Origin of the sequence: Serratia sp. JSRIV004 (assembly GCF_019968705.1) — a bacterium.
Lineage (GTDB): Bacteria > Pseudomonadota > Gammaproteobacteria > Enterobacterales > Enterobacteriaceae > Chania > Chania fonticola_B.
Genome location: NZ_CP074140.1, coordinates 2575155 through 2596449, shown reverse-complemented (window position 1 = coordinate 2596449; position 21295 = coordinate 2575155). Strand labels below are relative to the sequence as shown.

Genomic DNA, 21295 nt, shown 5'->3' with positions numbered 1-21295 from the left:
ATTAATACTAATCGTCAGCGTTGGCCGACGGGGTGAGCCAGTTCATTATGCGGTAATTGCCGATAATGTTCGCGCCAAGCCTCGCCCTGCGGCAGCAGCCAAATGCGCTGATGCAGGCGTGACAACGCCACCGGATCGCTTAGCAGCTCAAGGCGTTTGGCTTTCGCCAACTTCTCTGGCCCTACTTCCAGCGCCTCGTTCACCCGCTCTTCCCGCGTCCGATCGATAATGGCGCGCAGATGGTGACGAGCCGTTGCCAGCGCGGCAGCCAAGGCGTTGTAGGACGGGTCCACCGCAGCATGCATAAAACCGTTGCGCAAGGCACGCTGGCGATTAAGCTGCAGATAGGTGTCTGTGGCAACCAGCTCACGCGGCGGATCGTACTCTTCCGGGATCAGGAACAGCTTGGCTCGCTTGCTCTTGAGACCGAGCGTAGCGCGACTCGACAGCGCCGAAACAAACGGTGACAGGATCAGCGAGAAGACGATCGGTGACAGCCACCACAGGAAGTTCAGATCCAGCAATGCCATGCCGCCGCCCCAAACCAGCCCCAGCAACATTTGCGAACCGTGACGCTTGAAGGCTTCGCCCCAAGGGGTGTCATCATCATCACGCTGCGGCGAGTTCCACACCACTTCCCAGCCCAGGAAGGCGCTGACCACAAACACGGTATGGAACAGCATGCGCACCGGCGCCAACAGCACTGAGAACATCACTTCCATCAGCATGGAGATCAGCAGCCGGATCGGCCCGCCGTACTGCTTCGAGCCTTTTGCCCAGACCAGCACGATACTCAGCAACTTCGGTAAGAACAGCAGCACCATGGTGGTAGAGAACAGCGCAATCGCCAACTCTGGCTTCCACTGTGGCCACACCGGGAACAACTGCCGGGGTTGCAGGAAGTATTGTGGCTCCACCAGGGTATGCACTATCTGCAAGGCAGTGGACAGCGCAAGGAACATAAACCACAACGGTGCCGACAGGTAGGACATCACGCCTGTCAGGAACACTGCGCGGTGTACCGGGTGCATGCCTTTTACCAGGAACAGACGGAAGTTCATCAGGTTGCCATGACACCAGCGGCGGTCGCGTTTCAGCTCGTCCAGCAGGTTAGGCGGTAACTCTTCATAACTGCCCGGCAGATCGTAGGCGATCCACACGCCCCAGCCAGCACGACGCATCAGTGCGGCTTCCACAAAGTCATGGGAGAGGATGGAACCGGCAAACGAGCCCTCACCCGGCAACGGTGCCAACGCGCAGTGCTCGATAAAGGGTTTTACCCGGATGATGGCGTTATGACCCCAGTAATGGGATTCGCCCAACTGCCAGAAGTGCAGACCAGCGGTGAACAACGGGCCATAGAGGCGCGTGGCGAACTGCTGCACACGGGCATACAGCGTATCCATGCCTGAGGCTTTTGGCGCAGACTGGATGATACCGGCGTTCGGGTTGGCTTCCATCAAGCGCACCAGACCGGTGAGGCACTCGCCGCTCATCACGCTGTCCGCGTCCAGGATCACCATGTAGCTGTACTCACCGCCCCAACGACGGCAGAAGTCGTCGATGTTGCCGCTCTTGCGTTTCACACGACGGCGGCGACGGCGGTAGAAGATACGGCCGTGGCCCTCAACATCGCGGCACAGTTCCATCCAGGCTTTCTGTTCGGCGACGCAGATATCGGGATCGTAACTGTCGCTCAGCACATAGATATCGAAATGCTCGAGCTGACCCGTCGCCTTCACCGACTCATAGGTTGCCCGTAACCCGGCAAAGACCCGTTCGACATCTTCGTTACAGATCGGCATGATCAACGCGGTACGGTGCGCTGGGTCGATCGGCTCATCACCTTTGATAGTCGAAGAAATGCTGTATTTATCTTTGCCAATCAGCAGTTGCAGGAACCCCATCAGCGCCGTCCAGAAACCGGCAGAGACCCAGCAGAACAGAATGGCAAACAGGATCAGAATACCGGTCTGCAAAAGATAAGGTAATATTTGCAACATCGACTGCATCAGATCCTGATCGAACATGGCGATAGGATCGATCAGCGCCCAGCCCTGATAAGGCAGGATGGTTTTCATGTACCAGGTGGCGATACCGGTTTGCACCAACATCAGGATCAACAGCACGTAACGGCGCATTGAACCGACAATACGCCAGCGGTTTTCCGCCTCGGCTTCTTCTTTGCTGGCATGACGATTGTGCGTCTTACGGCCCAGCAGAGTATCCCAGAAACGCCCCACCGGGTTGGTGCGCCAGGCTTCAGGGAACATGGTGGTCCGTTTTACCGGCGGCGTGGCTTTCAGGATGGTGCGCCCTTCCGGGTCACAATCAAAATCGTCATCATCGACAGCATCCGGCCAAGCCTGGCTGATGCGTGCCTTGACCGAGGCCAGGGCAATGTCATCGGCAGGCAGCGACGCCACATTGACATCAGCGGCTCCCATCTGCCGATGCAAAGCCTCCAGTGCCGGGGTATCACCCGCCATCACTTGTTGTTTGAGCACCCCTGACCGCTCATCGGTCAGGGGCATTGCCGCAAGATATTCCTGGGCAGTTTCAGTAGACTTATTCATTGGCAGGTAGCTGATAGCTCCAGGTTTCCGTCAAGGTCTTGTCACCGTTGACCAACGCAGCACGCATTTCTACCGGCTGTTTCTCGTCTTTCACTTTCAGACGCACCGTCAAACGCCAGCCTTTGGTGACCGGATTATAGCGAACGCTGTTTTCCACCATTTCGCCGTTGTCACCAATGCTGATCTGAGAAGCCACCGGCGTATCGGCATCCAGCGCTTTCAGTGCCGGACCGACGAAGTCAACCAGGAAGGCCACGCTGCCGTCCGGCTCGCGGATCAGGTTTGACTGCTTCACATCACCGGTTGAACGCATGGTTTTACCCACGTAGCCGATATCCTGTGAATGCAGCTTCTCTTCGTCGCGGGTGAAGTACAGGCGGTAGTTCAAGGCCAACGGCGTTTTTGCATCAGGCAACACGTCCGGCGTCCAGAACGCCACGATGTTATCGTTGGTTTCATCCGCAGTTGGGATCTCTACCAGCTCAACCTTGCCTTTGCCCCAATCGCCGCGCGGCTCAACCCAGGCGCTTGGACGCAGATCGTAACGATCGTCCAGGTCCTGGTAATCACGGAAATCACGGCCACGCTGCAGCAGACCAAAACCTTTCGGGTTTTCGATGCTGTAAGTGCTGACGGACAGGTGCTTAGGATTGTTCAGCGGACGCCAGATCCACTCGCCGTTACCGGCATGGATAGACAGACCGTTGGAGTCATGCAGCGCCGGGCGGTAATTCAGCGTTGGCGAAGGATTGCTCGGCCCGAACAGGAACATGCTGGTCAACGGTGCCATACCCAACTTGCCCACTTTGTCGCGCAGGAACACTTTGGACTGGACATCTACCGTGGTATCGCGGCCGGGGTAAACCACAAAACGATAAGCGCCGGTAGCACGTGGAGAATCCAGCAAGGCATAAATCACCAGGTGTTTGTCGCCCTGCTTAGGACGTTCGATCCAGAACTCGCGGAAACGCGGGAACTCTTCGCCAGATGGCAAGGCGGTATCAATCGCCAGCCCACGGGCAGAAAGCCCATAAACCTGCCCTTTACCCACTACGCGGAAATAGCTGGCGCCCAGCATGCTCATGATTTCGTCGTTCTTATCCGCACTGTTGACCGGATAGAGCACTTTAAACCCGGCGAAACCGAGCTTCTTCACCGAGTCGGGATCGTGCTTGACGGGGCCAAAGTTGAAATAGTCCGGGCTGTATTTGATCTCTTTGACGCTGGTGGCCGTGACCTCATTGATGGTAACCGGCGTGTCGAAGTACATCCCTTGATGGTAGAACTCAAGCTTGAAAGGGGTTTTCAGCTTACTCCACACGGCTTTATCGTGATTGAACTGGATCTGCTGATAGTCCGCGAACTTCATATCGCGAAACTGAGAAGGAAGGTTGCTCTTCGGGGCTTCAAAGCCTTTTCCTGCCAGATCCTGTGCCTGTTTGGCCACATCGTCGATAGAAAAAGCCCAAGCCTGCGAACTCAACAACGTGCATAAAACGGTAGCACCTAACCAACGTACGCTCGTGGCGTGTGGTTTTTTTGATAATAGATTTACTAGCACATCCCCCCCTATTCGTGTGCTCAAAATATTCAAAATCCATATTAATGGATTATTCTGCTCGCCGACAACATGATAAACGTGTGCTGATGTTTACGGCCTAGAGTTTAAGCAGTTGTGCAGCGTAGCAAGCCGTGCTCCAAGACGCTATGGAAAAATGTCGGTCGCTATAGTAGGGTTTGAGTTTGCGATTACCCCATTGCCGACTTATTAAGCGGGTTTACACTCCCCTGATGCAACCACCAGCGGTAACCTATGACTAACAGCACTAACCAGCGCGAGTTTTTCCTGGATTCGATCCGGGCCTATTTGATGCTGCTGGGCATTCCTTTTCATCTTTCTCTGATTTACTCCAGCCACTCGTGGGCGGTAAACAGCGCGGCCCCGTCGTTTTCGCTGACGGTGCTGAACGACTTTATTCACGCCTTTCGCATGCAGGTGTTCTTCATTATCTCCGGCTACTTCTCCTACATGCTGTATGAACGCTATGACAGCCACCGCTGGTTGAAGGTACGCCTGGAGCGGGTTGCCATTCCGCTGTTGAGCTCTATCCCATTGATTACCCTGCCACAGTTTTTTTTACTCAAGAACTACACCGATAAATTAACCGGTTGGGATGATTTTACCCTTTATCAAAAAATAAACGTGGCGGTTTGGGAGTTGGTCTCCCATCTGTGGTTTTTATTAACCTTGTGCTTATTGACCTGCGCCTGTTTTTATCTGTTTAAAAAAATTAAGGCGATAAAAACGCCGATGGCACCGCGGCCAATAAATAAAATGACCACTCTCAGCAATATCTCATTGTGGTTTTTATTGTATGCCTTTATATACGGCGTGTTTCATCGCATTATTTTAATCACCGCCCCGCATTTACTGTCTAACGGTCTGTTCAACTTCGTGGTGATGGAAACCCTGTTCTACCTGCCGTTCTTCATTGTGGGTGCCTATGCGTTTAAGTACTCCTGGCTGAAAGCGGTGTTCCTCAAACCCTCGTGGCCAGCCGTACTGGGCTCACTGCTGCTGTTGGTAGCCTACATGCTCAACCAGAAACTGCTGGCGCACAGCAGCTTCGGGTTTGAACTGGAGATCATGATCAAAGCCGTGCTCGGGGTCCTGATGGCCAACGTGGTGTTCGCATTTGGCCATGCGCTGCTCGATTTCCATTCGCCCCGCATTACCTATCTGGTCAACGCTTCGCTGTTTATCTATCTGGTTCACCATCCGCTGACGCTGATATACGGCGCCTTCGTGACTCCGCTGATCTATAATAATCTGCTGGGTTTCCTGCTGGGTCTGGTGTTCGTCTTTGCTTGCGCCTTCCTGTTATATGAATTGCACAAGCGCATCCCGCTGTTACGCTTCCTGTTCTCTGGTAAAGCCTAACCTCCTGTGTAAGGGCGTTGCTTGCAGCGCCCTGCAAACATAATGTGGCCCTCTCAAGGAGACCGCATGCTGCGCCCGCTTAGCTATAATTGATCGGTGGTCAGGCACATAGTGCTCAACCTATCACGACCCGTTGATGCAAAGTTGTGCTGGAGCATATTGCGGTGAGTTGTTATAACTACCGTGCATAAGAAAAAATCCACATCCCTGCCTTACGGTAGCGATTGGGCTCACGAACCCTAAGGGATGGCGCATCACCATCGCGTGCGCCGGTAACATTTCCCTTCCGTCACGACAGAGAGGATTTTTAATGACCGATAAACCGACCGCGGCAACCGAAGCCGTAGCAGAAAACGCCACACTACTGAAAATCTTGGGTAGACTGCTGTCCGCACTGGATTCTTCTATCAGTGGCAAAGATCGCAGCGTATTGGTCACCGAGCTTTCCAGCCTCAACCTGGACGGGATCTCTGAGGCCGAAAGGAAACTGGCAGCCGAATTAATCAAGCGTGCTCTGCAATCACTCGATCACTAACCTCCCGCCTGCTAACCATTAAGCCTCCTGCTGGGGGGTTAATGGTTTTTCATCAATAACCTGTTTCCTACCGTCCTCAATGAGCTGATAAATAGGCACAAAAACCGCAATACCCACCTTTCACCTCTCTTTTCATCAAAATTTGCGGCAAGTAGCCATAATGACACCGTTTTTTTGGCAATCAGCCTTGGCGTTGCACAGGACAAACAGGCTATTATGATGCGGTGTCTTTGCTTTGGCGCCCCCCCTTTCAGCTCAACTCGCAGGAGAACATTATTTTGGATGCCAGCACGATCAATAGCTTGTTCATCATCGGTGCCGTGTTGGTGGGAGCAAGTATTCTGCTCAGTTCTTTCTCTTCACGCCTGGGTATTCCCATTCTGGTGATCTTCCTGGCGATAGGCATGCTGGCCGGTGTTGACGGCCCTGGAGGCATCGCCTTCGATAACTATCCCGTCGCTTATCTGGTCAGTAACCTGGCTCTGGCCGTGATCCTGCTCGACGGCGGTATGCGTACTCGCGTCAGCTCCTTTCGTGTCGCGCTGTGGCCAGCATTGTCACTGGCTACCATCGGCGTACTGATCACCGCCGGTCTGACGGGCCTGGCCGCCGCCTGGCTGTTTAACCTCGATTTGATCCAGGGGCTACTGATCGGTGCCATTATTGGATCAACCGATGCGGCTGCGGTGTTTTCACTGTTGGGTGGCAAAGGCCTGAACGAGCGTGTCAGCGCGACGCTGGAAATTGAGTCCGGCAGCAACGACCCGATGGCGGTGTTTTTAACCATCACCCTGATTGCCATGATTTCCGCTGGCGAAACCTCGCTAAGCTGGATGTTCATCGTCCATCTCTTGCAACAGTTCGGCATGGGCATCGTACTCGGCCTGGGCGGAGGCTGGTTGCTGATAACGCTAATCAATCACATCAAGCTGGCGGAAGGGTTGTATCCGCTGCTGGCGGTAAGCGGCGGCATCTTGATCTTTGCATTGACCACGGCCCTGGATGGCAGCGGCATTCTGGCGGTCTATCTGTGCGGCCTGCTGCTGGGTAACCGCCCAATCCGTAACTACCACGGCATTGTGCAAACCTTCGACGGCCTGGCCTGGCTGAGCCAAATCGGCATGTTTCTGGTGCTCGGGCTGTTGCTTAACCCGCACGACCTGTTGCCTATCGCCATCCCTGCCCTGCTGCTCTCGCTGTGGATGATATTGTTTGCCCGCCCGATATCGGTGTTTATCGGCCTGCTGCCGTTTCGCAACTTCAACCTGCGCGAACGCATGTTTATCTCCTGGGTGGGTTTACGCGGCGCGGTGCCGGTGATCCTGGCGGTGTTTCCGATGATGGCCGGGCTACCCAATGCCAATCTGTTCTTTAACGTCGCGTTCTTTGTGGTGTTGGTTTCACTGCTGTTGCAGGGCACTTCGCTGTCCTTTGCCGCCAAAAAGGCCAAGGTGGTGGTGCCACCGGCATTAGCCCCGATCTCCCGCGTGGGGCTGGATGTTCATCAGGAAAACCAATGGGAGCAGTTTGTCTATCAGCTAAGCGCAGAAAACTGGTGCGTTGGCGCGGCGCTACGCGAACTCAAGATGCCACCGGGAACGCACATTGCCGCGCTGTTCCGTGGCAAAGAACTGTTACACCCTAGCGGCAGCACCCGCTTGCTGGAAGGCGATACCCTGTGCGTTATTGGCCATGAACACGATTTGCCTGCGTTGGGTAAACTGTTCAGCCAGGCACCTACGGTTACGCTGGATGAGCGGTTCTTCGGTGATTTCATTCTGCAATCTGATGCGCGCCTGAGTGATATCTCTCAGGTCTACGGCCTGAATCTGCAAGACGGTGTGGACGATCAGCAAACGCTCGGCCAGTTCGTTAGCCGGTTAATCGGGGGCGAAGCCGTGGTGGGGGATCAGGTGGAATGGGATGGTTTGACCTGGACTATCGCGGAGATGGATGCTAATCAAATCAGCAAGATAGGCGTCAAGATCGTCACCGATTAACCCGTTAATCGCCATTAACCATTCCCTTGCGGGAACTAATCCGGCCCGGAAAACTCTTAATGACAGTCATTAATGCCCGCCCCAGCGTTGAGGTGGGCCGTTTGCGGCACATCAACCGTCGGATAAGATCTTGAGCAGCAAAACGAAGTTCTTTTCAGCCTTGACCGTCATCGCTTTAAGCGTTGCCTTGCTGGATTTGGGTATCGCCGATTTGGTCCATCGAATACTACTTGGATGATGTAACCTGATGCAAAAACAACAAGAGAAAGATTTACTGGGAAAGGTGCTGCTGACCGTTTCTGCCCTGTGCCTCGTTACCGTGGCCGGGCTGTTGATCTGGGGTTTTGTGCTGGATTGAGGCTATGTCTGGCGGGCGGGCATAAAAAAACCGCCGCAGCGGTTTTTTTGGCAATTCAATCAGATTTTGCAGCCTTCGCAGTCTTCTTCATCCTCAAGAATTTCAGGAACTTCCCTAGCCTTCTGTGCCGCATTTTTTTCTGCTTTGGCTAATTCATCATCAATGTCAAAATCAAAAATATCATCACTCATCGCTATTTCCTAAGAATAGTCTCATGCCAACGGCTATTATAGCCAACCTCGACACCGGTGCAACCTATTCAGCTCAGCGCGGCTTGTGGCACTGACGGGGTAGCTAATTTTTTGGCATAAGCCAGATCGTAAACGTCATAGAAATCAATCTCGCCCTTGTTGGCGATGATTTCCTGCATACGGGTTTTCAACACCGAGCTTACCGTAGGTTCGTTCAACAGTGCCTCAATAGCCTGCGGCGACAGTGCGCGCGTAAAGTACCATTCCCCATTGTAACAAACTCGCAGATCCAGTACGCCGATGTCCTCAAAGCGGTAAACCGGCTTGATTTCTATCAGCAGCATGGCAAACATAAACAGCACAAAGGCAGTAAAACCCAGGAACGAATACAGCCCCATGTAGGGCACCGGGTACATCACCGCGATCACCGCAAAATAGCCAGCGAACATGGCAAAACACAGCCAGCGATGGGTACGTGCAAACTCGCTGTTGAAGCGCGGCTTACCATCACGCCCTTCCCGCCGGTTAATCTGTTCTATCTCCGCAACCAGGATGTTCTTAATCGTATCCATCGCCATACCTTAATGCCTCAGCGCATCGTGACTATCACCAATCTCAGCCCAAGCTATCACAATGACAGTTTATTGAGGTAGATCAATTCCTGCATTATTCGCCGCAAACTGTTATAGGATCAGCGTGACTGTGATGCCCTTCCCTGCCCCTGCGCGACCATAAACATACGCTGTGCAACATCATCCGCCTGCTTGATTTTACGTTTCTGCGGTTCGTCACAGCGATGTGCAGCACGTACATAGGCGATTTCATGTGCCTGATCGATCATCGAAATCACCTTGTCGCACGCTGTTTTATCCATATTACCCAAAATGGTGGTGATGATTGCCTGGTAGGCATTGGAGGCCGCAGTGAGTGCCTGTTCACGGGCTTCCAATGCCTCTATACGCTGCAAAAGCACTTGAAGCAGTTCGGTATCAGACATATCCACCTCCACTCACCAGGCAATGCTGCCTGTAATAAGTGTAGCAAGGGTTGCGCTATCATGATGGGTTTCAATATGTTGCTACTGGGATAGAATAGCGGCACATCCTTTGGGACCTTCAATACCTATAACAAGGAGCATCACATGCCATCAAAACGTTATCGTTCTATCCCGTTGCTTGCCGCGCTGTTGCTTTGCGCCTGCTCCGCCTCACAAAGTAGCGTTGAAAGACACGCTCGCCATGCCACCTTCCAGTTGGCGGAGGCGCATTTCGGCCCTGATACGCGCACCGATATCTCAAAATCGACGAAAGCCGCCATCCCATTCTTTGAGCAGTTCTACCAGACAGGAAAAAAAGATCGCCAAGATGGACTGACCCGTGAACAGGCACAGCAAAGGGTGAATGAGTTCCGCAACCCTGATTTTTTACCTGAATCAGAGCAAAAGGCGACGATGTATAATCAATCCTATACGGCTGACTCGCCGAAAAAACAGCGCGAGATCCTGCTCGAAAATGCTATCGCCACTTACTGGGATGGCTATGACGGCAAGCCTTAACCAGACGACCAGCTAACAGCACCGCCTCTGCTCTTGCGTCTGTGTGGGGGCCTTAACTCTGTATCATTCCTGTACTGTTCGGGGACATCGTAGACAGGTGTTCGGGGACATACTGAACACTTTTCAACCCCCTTTATTGATGAAAATCCACCCATCCCTCAGACTTTCCCGCCGTAAAAGTCACTGAAAAACATAACTTTTTTTACTCGGTTTGATTCAAGCTCCAGATAACGCTAAGCTATATGACAAGAAAAACTAATCCTAAGGATGACTTTTTTTGTTTAAAACCCTAATTATTGTGATGAGACTCTCAGAAAAAAACCACGAGGACGATCTGCAAAACAGAGGTAACATTAGCCTGACTGATATCTTGACCAATAAAAATGAGCGGGCCGACGAACTCGCCGACGATCAATTTTGCATGGGATGATTTATGAAGCTAAGAAAAAAAAAGCATAAACCACTACAGATTAATGACATCACTATTATTGATGACAGCAAGTTAAAAAAAGCCATTACCGCCGCCGCGTTAGGCAACGCCATGGAATGGTTTGACTTCGGTGTTTACGGCTTTGTCGCCTACGCACTTGGCCAGGTGTTCTTCCCTGGCGCCTCGCCTGGCGTGCAAATGATTGCCGCTCTGGCCACCTTCTCGGTTCCTTTCCTGGTACGTCCTTTGGGCGGTGTCTTCTTCGGTGCCATGGGCGATAAATTCGGCCGCCAGAAAGTGTTATCCGTTACCATCATTATTATGGCGATCAGTACCTTCTGTATCGGCCTGATCCCGTCCCACGCCTCGATTGGCATCTGGGCCCCTATCCTGCTGTTGCTGGCCAAACTGGCACAGGGCTTCTCCGTCGGTGGGGAGTATTCTGGCGCAGCCATCTTTGTGGCCGAGTATTCACCGGACCGTAAACGCGGATTTATGGGCAGTTGGCTCGACTTTGGCTCCATCGCCGGCTTCGTATTAGGGGCAGGTGTGGTGGTACTTATCTCCAGCATCGTGGGTGAGGCCAACTTCCTCGACTGGGGCTGGCGTATTCCGTTCTTCCTGGCAGCACCGCTGGGGATAATTGGCCTGTATTTGCGCCACGCCTTGGAAGAAACGCCAGCGTTCCAGCAGCATATGGACAAAATGGAACAGAACGATCGTGCGGCCATTGAGAACCCGCCGAAAACCTCGTTCAAAGAGATCGCTACCAAGCACTGGAGAAGCCTGCTGGTGTGCGTAGGTATCGTGATCTCAACCAACGTGACCTACTACATGCTGCTGACCTACATGCCAAGCTACCTGTCGCATAACCTGCACTATTCCGAAGACCACGGCGTGCTGATTATCATTGCCATCATGCTAGGTATGTTGTTCGTCCAGCCACTGGTCGGCATGACCAGCGACCGCATTGGCCGTAAACCCTTCATCATTGGCGGTAGCCTCGGTCTGCTGGTGCTGGCCATCCCTAGCTTTATCTTGATCAACAGTAACGTTATTGGCCTGATTTTTGTTGGCCTGTTGATACTGGCCGTGTTGCTCAACTCCTTTATCGGGGTAATGGCCTCCATTCTGCCTGCGATGTTCCCTACCCACATCCGTTACAGCGCGCTGGCGATTTCATTCAATATCTCGGTACTGGTTGCGGGTGTCACACCAACGCTGGCCGCCTGGCTGGTCGAAACCACCGGTAACCTGTATATGCCAGCCTATTATCTGATGGTGGTAGCCGCGATTGGTCTGGTTACCGGCCTGTATATGAAAGAAACGGCCAACAAGCCGCTGCGCGGTGCTGCTCCTGCCGCCTCTGACCGCTCAGAAGCCAAAGAGCTGCTGCAGGAAACTTACGATAATATCGAGCAGAAAGTGGAAGATATCAGCCAGCAAATCGCCGATTTGGAGAAGAAAAAGCAAACGCTGATCGACCAGCATCCAAAACTGGATTAATTCTCCTCGGTGAACAAACAGGCCAGAGCTCGTTAGCGTAACGACTCTGGCCTTTTTATTAGTCTCAATGGGCGCTGCATGAAGCCGGTCAAGATGTTGTCAGCGGCCTCGTTCAACTTAGCCAGGTTATGAACCCGTAGCAGATTCGCTAGGAAGTCTTAATGCCATTTGTCGATGGTTTTACCGTCACGATAAAAATACCCGCCATAATGACCAGCAGGCCAATACCCAGCGTGAGAGTCAATTGCTCCCCCAGAAAGACAACGGACATCAGTAAGCCTATCACCGGCACCCCGAGCATCGCCGTTGACATGCTGGTGCTCGACAGCCACATGCTGGCGGCATTCACCGCAACAAAGCAGAACGCGGTCGCCAGCGGGCCCATAAACAGCAGTATTTCGATTAACGATGTAGAACCATCGCCGGTATATGGCCCTTCGCATACCCGAGCCATCAACGCCAACGGTACGCTTGCCAGCAACATCTGCCAGGGAGCAAGCTCATACGCGCTGCACACTCCTTTATGATAACGCAAGTGCAAAATGCACATCGCCCAGGCAAAGGAGGCCGTCAGCAACATCAGGTTAGCCACAATCATAACCTTATCGCCCCAGTTAAACGTGAACGGGTTGAACAGTACAATGACCCCTACACCACCCAGCAACGATCCCATCAGTTGCCGACGCGAAAGCGGCTGCCGGAAAAATACCACTGCGATTGGCGTGACCCAGAGTGGCGTGGTGTAAGCCAGGATAGCGGATCGGCCAGCAGGCACTTCGGTCATGGCAAAAGCACCGAGCACGGTAAATGTCAGCATTTGCAGCAGCCCGACGCTCACCACTAACGGCCAATCCTTGCGGGGCGGGAATCGCAACTTTTTGGTCAATATCTGTAGAGCAAACAGGCACAGCGCACCACTGACAAATCGGGTGGAAGAAAGCCAAATCGGCGTCATATGTGAAAGCCCTGCCTTCATCACCGGCCAGTTAGCCCCCCAAATCACAATGGCCCCAACCAGCAGCAGGACGCCTTTGATTTTCACGCTATCAGGCGTATAGCTCGGCACGCTTGGCGAGCTGGTTAAGTATTTACCCTCAGTATCCACAGCGGTTTCTCATCCATTCATGCAATATGCTAATTTTATCTGGATAACCGGGGAAACTTTCTCTTATTATGTTTTTCAAATCGGTTTTTATGAGTCATTTTAACCTCATAAATCACATTTTAAGGGTAAATTCTCTCATATGAAGAAGCTTGATCGCACAGACGTTGCCATTCTGAACTCGATGCAAACTAACTCGAGGATCACCAATGCTGAGCTTGCCCGTTCGGTCAATCTATCCCCAACTCCCTGCTTCAACCGTGTAAAAGCCATGGAGGAGTTGGGCATCATCAGGGGGCAAGTCACCTTGCTGGAACCGGCGGTGCTAGGGCTCCATGTGAACGTATTTATTCAGGTGAGTTTGGAAAAGCAGGTTGAAGGTGCACTCAGTAACTTTGAACAGGCCATTGATCAGCGCCCAGAAGTGATGGAGTGTTACCTGATGACGGGCGATGCCGATTATCTGCTGCGGGTATTGGTGCCCGATATCCGCGCGCTTGAGCGTTTCATTCTGGATCATCTGACCAAGATACCGGGCGTAGCCAACATCCGCTCCAGCTTTGCCCTCAAGCAGGTGCGCTATAAAACGGCGCTGCCGCTACCGGCCGAAGGCATCAGCATAGTCTCGACGAAATAGCCGTTTGATCACGAGTCACGCCTGAGCTGACAAACTTCAACCTGAAATAAACTGCGCGGAAACGGGCGCCTCCGCGCATAGAAGGATTATTTTTTCTTGGCTGTAGTCGGGTTTGGTTTGGCTTTCTTTGGCTTGGCAACGACTTCTGCAGCAACGGTTGACTCTTTAACCGCTGGAGCCGATGTCTTGGCCCTCGATTTTGCCGCTACGGGGGCCTTGTCGACATTGTTTTTTGCTTTGGCTGCAACCACTGCAGGTTTACTTGGCAATGTAGCCATCTTAACCTCCGAGGCAGGGAGCGCTGTAGGGTTGTCCTTAGCCTGAACAGCACCGGGCTCTGCAGCTAATGCCTTATACTTTTCCACCAGGTTTTGGTAAGTGTTTAACGCTTTGGCACCATTAAAGGCGTTGTCAATTTTCCCTGCGCGGATCAACTCGATAACCACCTGCTGGGCCGCTAGCTCTGGATGTTTCGCCGGGTTAATAATCTCAATTTCAAATTCCATCGTCATCTCCTGAGTGAATAGCCGAGTCTTGTAGCATACCAGTTGCCGCTGGCAACAAAATCGGGCTGAATCCATTCAATTTATAAATCGACGATAGAGAAGCCATAGCGCTCCGTTTGTATTCGACCACCGAATGAGAAAATGCTTCGTTGCTTGTTGAATCGCGTTAAGGGCTATTGAGTGCTAGATTTAGATATACCCCTCAGCCACCGAAATATCCGGTCCGTTTCCGTGGCAATAGATCGGCTCATTTTGGAGGAACTACAATGTCAAAAAATGCAGCTGTTATGCTGACACTGACGCTACTTGGCATCGCCCCGGCCCACGCCATCAACGCAAAATTTGCCCAGCAGTTGGAGCGTTCTGGCTGTACCCAAGTGACCGAGGCTCAAGGCTGTGACATTCACAAAACCAAGGCCGAGAATGCCAAGGCCGGCTTTGGAGCCGCCCCCACTGCTGACACCAGTGCCAGCCCATATGCCGGTGAGTGGGTTGCCACCTTTCCAGAGACAGGTGCCACGGTAGCGACAATCAGTATCGATGGTAAGGATCGTGTATTGGTGAACGGCAAGCAGGTCAAGGCAAAAAAATCTGATGGCGCGCTGGTGTTCAGAAGTGGCACCATCACTTATACCATTCAAGGAGATCGTCGCCTCAAGGGGCAAGATGTCTGGGTGGATAATGATGCAGGCAGCAAAGGAGTGATTAATGCCAAATAGAGAAAACGAGGAAAATAGTAGATCGCAGAACTAGCGGCACCAGCAGCTCAGTACGCTAAAGGATTTTTTGGGTTTCCTTTAGCATTTTCAGCATGATTTTCCCTGAGTCAGGGGCACTTTTGTAAATACTCAATGCTTTATTTCGGTATATCCCACGATACGTTTTGGCCATGAGCGGGAGAGGTATGAGCACAAAAGGGATCATGCCCGCACCAAACGCTGCCAAACCAAACACCCAGTCCATTAGAGTAACGATCAGTAGAACAAAGCAGTAATGGGCTGCGAAAGCTATACCCGCGCATTTTTTGGCCCAGCCAGGTACAAACAGCTGCGCATAGATCTTGTCATTTCCAAACTCTTCCACAATGCTCCGGGCGGTGGCAAGCATACCCGAAAACCAAAAGCAGGGTATATATGTGATGACCAATGAAAACACAACAATAATATCCCACTGACTCATGCTTACTCCCCTGTTTTTATGGTGCGAACCTTTCAGTGTTATTACCATGAAGATGGGATAGTGACAAGGACCAGCATAAAAGGACGTGCTATGTACTTGATTATACTAGCTCATTGTTCTGCATTACACCTTCGAGGATAACGCCCAAGGCAAATCAAATGTTCCAGGTATCTGCACAGCTATCGAAGTATCTCGCTTTGCCGAGCCGCGTCGATTTGCGCCCCTACTTTAGCGGCGATCTCAACCGCTTTTTTTACTACCTCGCCTGCGTTTAATTTGGAACCTACGACTAATCGCCTCTCTACGCTGTCGCAAAATTTTTCTAACCCAGGGAAACTTTTCGCCATGAGTTCTCTCAGCGCTTGACTATCACATTCATCGTCATTGAACTCGTCCTTCACCCAGATAAGCCTTAACGTGAATTTCGATTTTTCATCATCATTTTTGGTCTCACGAAAGATATTCAGATAAATTGGCCAATATCCATCAGAGCTCTGCATCAGCGATTGCATCTCTGCCGTGGAAAATCTAAGCCATAAGCGTCCATGCTCAATGTTTTCATGATCAAGGTCTGGTAATTGCTTGCGCAAGCTGACCAAAACAGAGCCGATCCCTCGGGCTTGCACCAAGAGATCGCATAACTGACGGTTTTGTTGAATGAACAGCAATAGTTCGCTTTCTGGCCCACTAAAGTGCAGAGGTTTCCACTCTGTTGGACCTATCCTTCTGGTTTTTTTGATCGCTTCCACCACAGTCTCATGCTGTGAAGCTAACTCTGCCGCCAGCTCTGAAACGCGTTTTTCGTTCGGGCCTTGCCATCCCGTCTGCTTTTGGCAGTATGCCATCAGCAGTTGGGCAGCTTGGTTATTACGCTCTATGTGATGGCGAGCCCGATTTGCAGACGCTTCCAACCAGCTATAGTCGAGCAAAGTCCACTTATTGCCTAACGACTTTAAATGTTCTTCGGTGTACTGCGACAAATCGCGATCTACCACCAAATAGGCAAAGTCGTAATCTTTAAACACCTTGCGACTGCTGATTTGAGCATTCACAGCGGTGTAATAAGAACTCAGTTGACCTTCCGTTAAGGCGGCTCCAGCCTTATTTTCTATGGTCACGACGATACGATTGTTCGGATCAATCAAAAATAGGTCAAGACGCCCCCTTTTATTGGCCTCGCTGATTGACAAACTGAATTCCCTGGCGATGAACGTAGAACCGAAGCTTGATGTGCGTACACGACCTGGTGTCCATTTCTCAAAGAAGGCCTTATTTGAGAACTTATTCGTCTGTGCGCCTGCATTATAGGCAGCCACCAACAAGTCCTTAACCACGGCATCACCTTGCCCATGGCCTTCGTTAGGATGGAGACACCAGGCGAGCATATCGGAGTGTTGTGTTTCAGACAGCGAGATAACGTCCAGAAAGTCGTCCGAAACCTTTACACACTCGACCAAGTCGACCAATCGATTATCAGAGAGAAATGAATACAGGTCCTGCGATTCCATAGCTAATTGTCCATTAATAGTTGGGATTGCTGGAAACTCTTTGGGAGATTTCCGTAGTAGGAATAACGAGAAAAAGTTGCAGGGGGTGCCGCTAGTGGGGTTGAATAGTATGCCGACTGCGACTTCTATCTTCCGAGAGCCTCTTCCGAAAAGGTTCCAAAGCAGATTTCAGGCACAAAAAAACCGCCTCTCGGCGGTACGACATTACTACATATTGCTTTGATTATTCTTAGTGTATTTTCCTGGTACCCGGGGCGGGACTTGAACCCGCACAGCCATAAGCCGAGGGATTTTAAATCCCTTGTGTCTACCGATTTCACCACCCGGGCTCGGGAAAATTGGAGGCGCGTTCCGGAGTCGAACCGGACTAGACGGATTTGCAATCCGCTACATAACCGCTTTGTTAACGCGCCTTAATTCTGTTTGCCTTTGCAGGCTAAAGCTCGCAATCACCAGCTTTACTAAATTTGGAGCGGGAAACGAGACTCGAACTCGCGACCCCGACCTTGGCAAGGTCGTGCTCTACCAACTGAGCTATTCCCGCATTAATCAGAACTTGCTGATTTTTTTAAATCTTTTGGCAACTCACCGCTGCCGTCTGATGCGATGCATTCTACTTATCTGGCGTGGTGAGTCAATAAAATTGTTATCTCACCGGGTTCGTTTGCCGATTTTTACATCGCTTCGATCAAGGTTCCAGCAAATCGCGGCGTGCCGCGTTCAAATATTGGAACATTGACCAGAAGGTCAGCACGGCCGCGATGTACAGCAAGCCGAACGACAGATACTCCACCGTAGGCTCCGGCCGCCACAACAGGCCAACCAATGACATCATCTGCGCCATGGTTTTCACCTTGCCAATCCACGAAACCGCCACGCTGCTGCGCTTGCCGATTTCCGCCATCCATTCGCGCAACGACGAGATAATGATCTCGCGGGCAATCATGGTTGCCGCAGGCAGAGTGATCCACCAGGTGTGATAATGCTCCGCTACCAGCACCAGGGCCACCGCCACCATCACCTTATCGGCAACCGGATCGAGGAACGCACCAAAGCGGGTTGTCTGCTTCCAGCGACGGGCTAAAAAGCCGTCAAACCAGTCGGTTACAGCAGCAAACACGAAAATGACCGCACAGAGCATGGGAGCCCAGACGAACGGCAGGTAAAACGCCAGGACGAAGAATGGGATCAAAACTACGCGGAACAGGGTAAGCCAAGTCGGTATATTCAATTGCATAATGCTGGTAACTATCTGGCTGGAGTGGAAATTAAGAGTATGTTGCTACATTGCCCTCAGTGTTTCAATGCATTGTAGATCTTTTCTGCCAATGCTTGTGAAATACCCGGCACTTTTGCAATTTCCTCAACGCTGGCGTTCAATAATGGTTGAAGTCCACCCATATACTTCAACAGCACCTGACGCCGTTTTGGCCCAACGCCGTCAATCAGTTCAAGGGCGCTGGTGTTTTTGACTTTCGCCCGTTTCTGGCGATGGCCGGTGATCGCATGGTTGTGTGAGTCATCACGAATATGCTGGATCACGTGCAGTGCCGGCGAGTCCGAAGGTAGCGAAATCCCCTCCCCCTCAGGGACGAAGAACAACGTCTCCAGCCCGGCTTTGCGATCGCTGCCTTTGGCAATACCGATCAACAATGGTTTGTTCTTGTCCCAGGTCACGTTCAGCGAATTGAACACGTCAATCGCCATACCCAGTTGCCCTTTCCCGCCATCAATAAAGATGACGTCCGGGATCTTGCTCTCTTCCAGAGCTTTACCATAGCGCCGTTTCAGCACTTGCGCCATCGCGGCATAGTCATCACCCGGCGTGATGCCGGTAATATTGTAGCGCCGATACTCCGAGCGCAGTGGACCATTGCTATCGAACACCACGCAGGAAGCCACGGTCTGCTCGCCCATGGTGTGGCTGATATCGAAACACTCCATCCGGTTTATTTCGGTCAGGTTCAGCGTTTTCGCCAGTTCCGCCAGCCGCTGATGGATAGTCGATTGCTGAGAAAGCTTGGTGACCAGCGCCGTCGAGGCATTGGTACGTGCCAGCTTCAAGTAGCGGGCACGGTCGCCACGCGGCTTGCTCTGGATCTGGATCTTGCGGCCAGCCAGTTCGCTTAGCGAGCTAGCCAGCAGATCTTTTTCCGGTAACGTAAAGTCCAGCAGGATCTCGGCTGGCAAAGTGCGCGCCTGGCTGCCTTGTAAATAGAACTGGCCCACAAAGGTCTGCACCACTTCACTCAATTCTGTACCACCCGGCACTTTCGGGAAGTAGCTGCGGCTGCCTAACACTTTACCCTGGCGAATAAACAGCACGTGTACGCAGGCCATACCCGCATCGAAAGCCACGCCGATCACGTCCAGATCGTCGCTGTCTCCTGAGACAAACTGCTTTTCCGTTACTCGCCGTACCGCCTGGATCTGATCGCGGATGCGCGCAGCTTCTTCAAAATTGAGCAGTTTGCTGGCGTTTTCCATCCGCGCAATCAACTGGTGCAAGACCTGCTGATCCTTACCGGACAAAAACAGGCGCACATAGTCTACTTGCTGACGGTAATCTTCCTCACTCACCAAACCGGCGACGCATGGCCCCAGACAACGGCCAATCTGATACTGCAGGCAAGGACGTGAGCGATTGCGGTAGACGCTGTTATCGCATTGACGCACGGGGAACAGTTTTTGCAACAGCGCCAGCGTTTCACGCACGGCGTAAGAATTGGGGAACGGGCCAAAGTATTCACCTTTGGCATGCTTGGCACCACGGTGTACCGTCAGCCGTGGGTGGCTATCGGCACTCAAAAAAATCAGCGGATAGGATTTATCGTCACGCAACAGAACGTTATATCGGGGCTGATACAGCTTGATATAATTATGTTCCAACAGTAGCGCCTCGGTTTCCGTATGGGTAACGGTAACGTCAATTTGCGCGATATTTTTGACCAGCGTTTCCGTCTTGCGGCTACTGACCTGAGTGCGAAAATAGCTCGCGAGACGTTTTTTCAGGTCCTTGGCCTTACCCACATAGATCACCGTCCCCGTCAGATCATACATGCGATATACGCCAGGCTGACTGGTTACGGTTTTAAGAAATGCCGGTGCATCAAAACGATCATTCACTGCTTAACAATGTCTCCGCGTTGAACAGCCCGTGTCTGATCGCCAGATGGGTCAATTCAACATCCCCGCTGATATTCAGCTTGGTGAACATACGATAACGATAACTATTCACTGTTTTAGGGCTGAGATTCAGCTGTTCTGAAATCTCATTCACTTTCTTCCCTTTAGTGATCATCAACATAATTTGTAATTCACGCTCAGACAAGGTACTGAACGGGTTTTCCGCCTGCGGCTCCAACTGGCTTAATGCCATTTGCTGGGCGATGTCCGAAGCGATGTAGCGCTGGCCAGCATGTACCGAACGGATCGCATTAATCACCTCTTGCGGTGCTGCGCCTTTGCTCAGATAGCCAGCTGCGCCCGCCTGCATCACCTTGGCAGGCAACGGATTCTCAGTATGAATAGTCAACATGATGACTTTGATATCGGGCGTGTAACGCACAATCTTACGGGTGGCTTCCAGCCCCCCAATACCCGGCATATTCATATCCATCAAAACGATATCGACAGTGTTGCCGCGGCACCATTTTACGGCATCTTCACCGCATTGTGCTTCGCCAACAACTTTAATGCCTTTGATATCTTCAAGAATGCGTCGTATCCCTGCGCGCACCAGTTCGTGGTCATCAACAAGAAGAACGCTAATCAAGGAAAATTCTCCAAAATAAGGGAGTAACGCAATCAATCAGCCTCTGTCATCTAAACAGATATTACTTGGTTTTCAGCAAAGAATGAATACAGATTAATACTTACTCTCGGTTAACTATGGCCAGGTTTGTCGACCCCTGTACCACCTTTGTTACGATTAAAGCACTGGTTAACGGATAAAAAACCATCAAGCCTATTAGGCTCAATACATTACCACCATGATACGCCATTTTACGCCTTCTGGCGGGAAAATTAATCGCTGTTTTCACAAAACCAGATAATAACCACCCTGCCAATTATCACCCGTAACTATATGAATTACAAAAAAATAACAAAATTACGCCATTTTTAATCACGTACAAACCGCTGTAGGTAAACCCTTATTCAGAATACATAACCGTTGTAGATGGGGAAAAAGGTGACATTTCAAGAGAAAATAACCGTCCTAAATGTCAATAGCTTGCAGATGAAATAGTTATTCATCACGTCGAATTAAG

The 21295-nt window shown here is 51.6% G+C and carries 19 protein-coding genes and 3 tRNA genes; 7 read left to right on the top strand and 15 right to left on the bottom strand.

Annotated elements, in window-relative coordinates; genetic code table 11:
* Positions 1-14: 14 nt before the first annotated feature.
* Together mdoH and KGP21_RS12395 are read right to left on the bottom strand one after the other, a co-directional pair.
* A complete protein-coding gene (gene mdoH / locus KGP21_RS12400; protein ID WP_037374880.1) occupies positions 15-2576 on the bottom strand; it encodes a glucans biosynthesis glucosyltransferase MdoH in 2562 nt (853 codons plus the stop codon).
* Positions 2569-4137, bottom strand: a complete 1569-nt coding sequence (locus tag KGP21_RS12395) for a glucan biosynthesis protein G (protein ID WP_037374882.1) — start codon at positions 4135-4137, stop codon at positions 2569-2571. The genes mdoH and KGP21_RS12395 overlap by 8 nt, the downstream gene beginning before the upstream one ends.
* Positions 4138-4389: 252 nt before the next feature.
* On the opposite strand from KGP21_RS12395, the gene mdoC reads away from it, so the two are divergent.
* The 3 genes from mdoC (at position 4390) to KGP21_RS12380 (ending at position 8052) form a co-directional block, all read left to right on the top strand.
* A complete protein-coding gene (mdoC, locus tag KGP21_RS12390) occupies positions 4390-5517 on the top strand; it encodes a glucans biosynthesis protein MdoC (RefSeq protein ID WP_223538370.1) in 1128 nt (375 codons plus the stop codon).
* Between the two features lie 310 nt (positions 5518-5827).
* Positions 5828-6052 (top strand): hypothetical protein, encoded by a 225-nt coding sequence (locus tag KGP21_RS12385; RefSeq protein ID WP_021178338.1) that lies wholly within the window; start codon positions 5828-5830, stop codon positions 6050-6052.
* Positions 6053-6330: 278 nt separating this feature from the next.
* A complete protein-coding gene (locus tag KGP21_RS12380) occupies positions 6331-8052 on the top strand; it encodes a potassium/proton antiporter (RefSeq protein ID WP_021804745.1) in 1722 nt (573 codons plus the stop codon).
* Positions 8053-8469: 417 nt separating this feature from the next.
* Here the strand turns inward: KGP21_RS12380 and KGP21_RS29635 are convergent, their stop codons facing one another.
* The 3 genes from KGP21_RS29635 to KGP21_RS12370 all read right to left on the bottom strand — a co-directional run bounded on the left by KGP21_RS29635 (position 8470) and on the right by KGP21_RS12370 (position 9598).
* Positions 8470-8601: a hypothetical protein gene (locus KGP21_RS29635; RefSeq protein ID WP_021178340.1), complete on the bottom strand. Its 132-nt coding sequence runs from the start codon at positions 8599-8601 to the stop codon at positions 8470-8472.
* 68 nt (positions 8602-8669) lie between these two features.
* Positions 8670-9173: a YlaC family protein gene (locus KGP21_RS12375; protein WP_059200541.1), complete on the bottom strand. Its 504-nt coding sequence runs from the start codon at positions 9171-9173 to the stop codon at positions 8670-8672.
* A gap of 119 nt (positions 9174-9292) precedes the next feature.
* Complete coding sequence (locus KGP21_RS12370; RefSeq protein ID WP_021804748.1) at positions 9293-9598, bottom strand: hypothetical protein; 306 nt, start codon at positions 9596-9598, stop codon at positions 9293-9295.
* Positions 9599-9742: 144 nt separating this feature from the next.
* On the opposite strand from KGP21_RS12370, the gene KGP21_RS12365 reads away from it, so the two are divergent.
* The gene (locus tag KGP21_RS12365; protein ID WP_223538368.1) at positions 9743-10156 is read left to right on the top strand and encodes an Exc2 family lipoprotein; all 414 of its coding nucleotides are present in this window, start codon (positions 9743-9745) and stop codon (positions 10154-10156) included.
* A gap of 433 nt (positions 10157-10589) precedes the next feature.
* On the top strand, positions 10590-12092 hold the full coding sequence (gene proP, locus KGP21_RS12360; protein WP_021178344.1) for a glycine betaine/L-proline transporter ProP: 1503 nt from the start codon (positions 10590-10592) through the stop codon (positions 12090-12092).
* 148 nt (positions 12093-12240) lie between these two features.
* On the opposite strand, the gene KGP21_RS12355 is transcribed toward proP, so the two are convergent.
* Entirely contained in the window at positions 12241-13197 is a 957-nt protein-coding gene (locus tag KGP21_RS12355; RefSeq protein WP_223501319.1) for a DMT family transporter, read from the bottom strand.
* Between the two features lie 139 nt (positions 13198-13336).
* Between KGP21_RS12355 and KGP21_RS12350 the strand changes: the two genes are divergently transcribed.
* Positions 13337-13831 carry an Lrp/AsnC family transcriptional regulator gene (locus KGP21_RS12350; RefSeq protein ID WP_024485698.1) on the top strand — a complete coding sequence of 165 codons (495 nt, stop codon included), beginning with the start codon at positions 13337-13339 and terminating at the stop codon, positions 13829-13831.
* Between the two features lie 86 nt (positions 13832-13917).
* On the opposite strand, the gene KGP21_RS12345 is transcribed toward KGP21_RS12350, so the two are convergent.
* Complete coding sequence (locus KGP21_RS12345; protein ID WP_115158355.1) at positions 13918-14337, bottom strand: hypothetical protein; 420 nt, start codon at positions 14335-14337, stop codon at positions 13918-13920.
* Between the two features lie 266 nt (positions 14338-14603).
* Between KGP21_RS12345 and KGP21_RS12340 the strand changes: the two genes are divergently transcribed.
* Positions 14604-15056, top strand: a complete 453-nt coding sequence (locus KGP21_RS12340) for a hypothetical protein (RefSeq protein ID WP_094982295.1) — start codon at positions 14604-14606, stop codon at positions 15054-15056.
* A 55-nt stretch (positions 15057-15111) separates the two neighbouring features.
* On the opposite strand, the gene KGP21_RS12335 is transcribed toward KGP21_RS12340, so the two are convergent.
* From KGP21_RS12335 to uvrY, 8 genes are all read right to left on the bottom strand, one after another.
* Entirely contained in the window at positions 15112-15516 is a 405-nt protein-coding gene (locus KGP21_RS12335; RefSeq protein WP_059200536.1) for a hypothetical protein, read from the bottom strand.
* Positions 15517-15695: 179 nt separating this feature from the next.
* Complete coding sequence (locus KGP21_RS12330; protein WP_223538366.1) at positions 15696-17024, bottom strand: PD-(D/E)XK nuclease family protein; 1329 nt, start codon at positions 17022-17024, stop codon at positions 15696-15698.
* Positions 17025-17267: 243 nt separating this feature from the next.
* A tRNA-Leu gene (locus tag KGP21_RS12325) sits at positions 17268-17353 on the bottom strand.
* A 10-nt stretch (positions 17354-17363) separates the two neighbouring features.
* A tRNA-Cys gene (locus tag KGP21_RS12320) sits at positions 17364-17437 on the bottom strand.
* 55 nt (positions 17438-17492) lie between these two features.
* Positions 17493-17568: transfer RNA gene (locus KGP21_RS12315), tRNA-Gly, on the bottom strand.
* 144 nt (positions 17569-17712) lie between these two features.
* Positions 17713-18261, bottom strand: coding sequence for a CDP-diacylglycerol--glycerol-3-phosphate 3-phosphatidyltransferase (gene pgsA / locus KGP21_RS12310; protein WP_021804755.1), 549 nt, complete (start codon positions 18259-18261; stop codon positions 17713-17715).
* A 56-nt stretch (positions 18262-18317) separates the two neighbouring features.
* Complete coding sequence (uvrC, locus tag KGP21_RS12305) at positions 18318-20150, bottom strand: excinuclease ABC subunit UvrC (RefSeq protein WP_071680541.1); 1833 nt, start codon at positions 20148-20150, stop codon at positions 18318-18320.
* Entirely contained in the window at positions 20143-20799 is a 657-nt protein-coding gene (uvrY, locus tag KGP21_RS12300; RefSeq protein WP_021178351.1) for a UvrY/SirA/GacA family response regulator transcription factor, read from the bottom strand. The genes uvrC and uvrY overlap by 8 nt, the downstream gene beginning before the upstream one ends.
* Between the last annotated feature and the right edge of the window lie 496 nt (positions 20800-21295).

Coding starts and splice junctions, on each gene's coding strand:
- KGP21_RS12335 (WP_059200536.1), bottom strand. CDS start 15,516: ATGAGTCAGTGGGATATTATTGTTGTGTTTTCATTGGTCATCACATAT.
- KGP21_RS12350 (WP_024485698.1), top strand. CDS start 13,337: ATGAAGAAGCTTGATCGCACAGACGTTGCCATTCTGAACTCGATGCAA.
- KGP21_RS12345 (WP_115158355.1), bottom strand. CDS start 14,337: ATGGAATTTGAAATTGAGATTATTAACCCGGCGAAACATCCAGAGCTA.
- pgsA (WP_021804755.1), bottom strand. CDS start 18,261: ATGCAATTGAATATACCGACTTGGCTTACCCTGTTCCGCGTAGTTTTG.
- proP (WP_021178344.1), top strand. CDS start 10,590: ATGAAGCTAAGAAAAAAAAAGCATAAACCACTACAGATTAATGACATC.
- KGP21_RS12340 (WP_094982295.1), top strand. CDS start 14,604: ATGTCAAAAAATGCAGCTGTTATGCTGACACTGACGCTACTTGGCATC.
- KGP21_RS12370 (WP_021804748.1), bottom strand. CDS start 9,598: ATGTCTGATACCGAACTGCTTCAAGTGCTTTTGCAGCGTATAGAGGCA.
- KGP21_RS12365 (WP_223538368.1), top strand. CDS start 9,743: ATGCCATCAAAACGTTATCGTTCTATCCCGTTGCTTGCCGCGCTGTTG.
- mdoC (WP_223538370.1), top strand. CDS start 4,390: ATGACTAACAGCACTAACCAGCGCGAGTTTTTCCTGGATTCGATCCGG.
- KGP21_RS12375 (WP_059200541.1), bottom strand. CDS start 9,173: ATGGATACGATTAAGAACATCCTGGTTGCGGAGATAGAACAGATTAAC.
- KGP21_RS29635 (WP_021178340.1), bottom strand. CDS start 8,601: ATGAGTGATGATATTTTTGATTTTGACATTGATGATGAATTAGCCAAA.
- KGP21_RS12330 (WP_223538366.1), bottom strand. CDS start 17,024: ATGGAATCGCAGGACCTGTATTCATTTCTCTCTGATAATCGATTGGTC.
- mdoH (WP_037374880.1), bottom strand. CDS start 2,576: ATGAATAAGTCTACTGAAACTGCCCAGGAATATCTTGCGGCAATGCCC.
- KGP21_RS12385 (WP_021178338.1), top strand. CDS start 5,828: ATGACCGATAAACCGACCGCGGCAACCGAAGCCGTAGCAGAAAACGCC.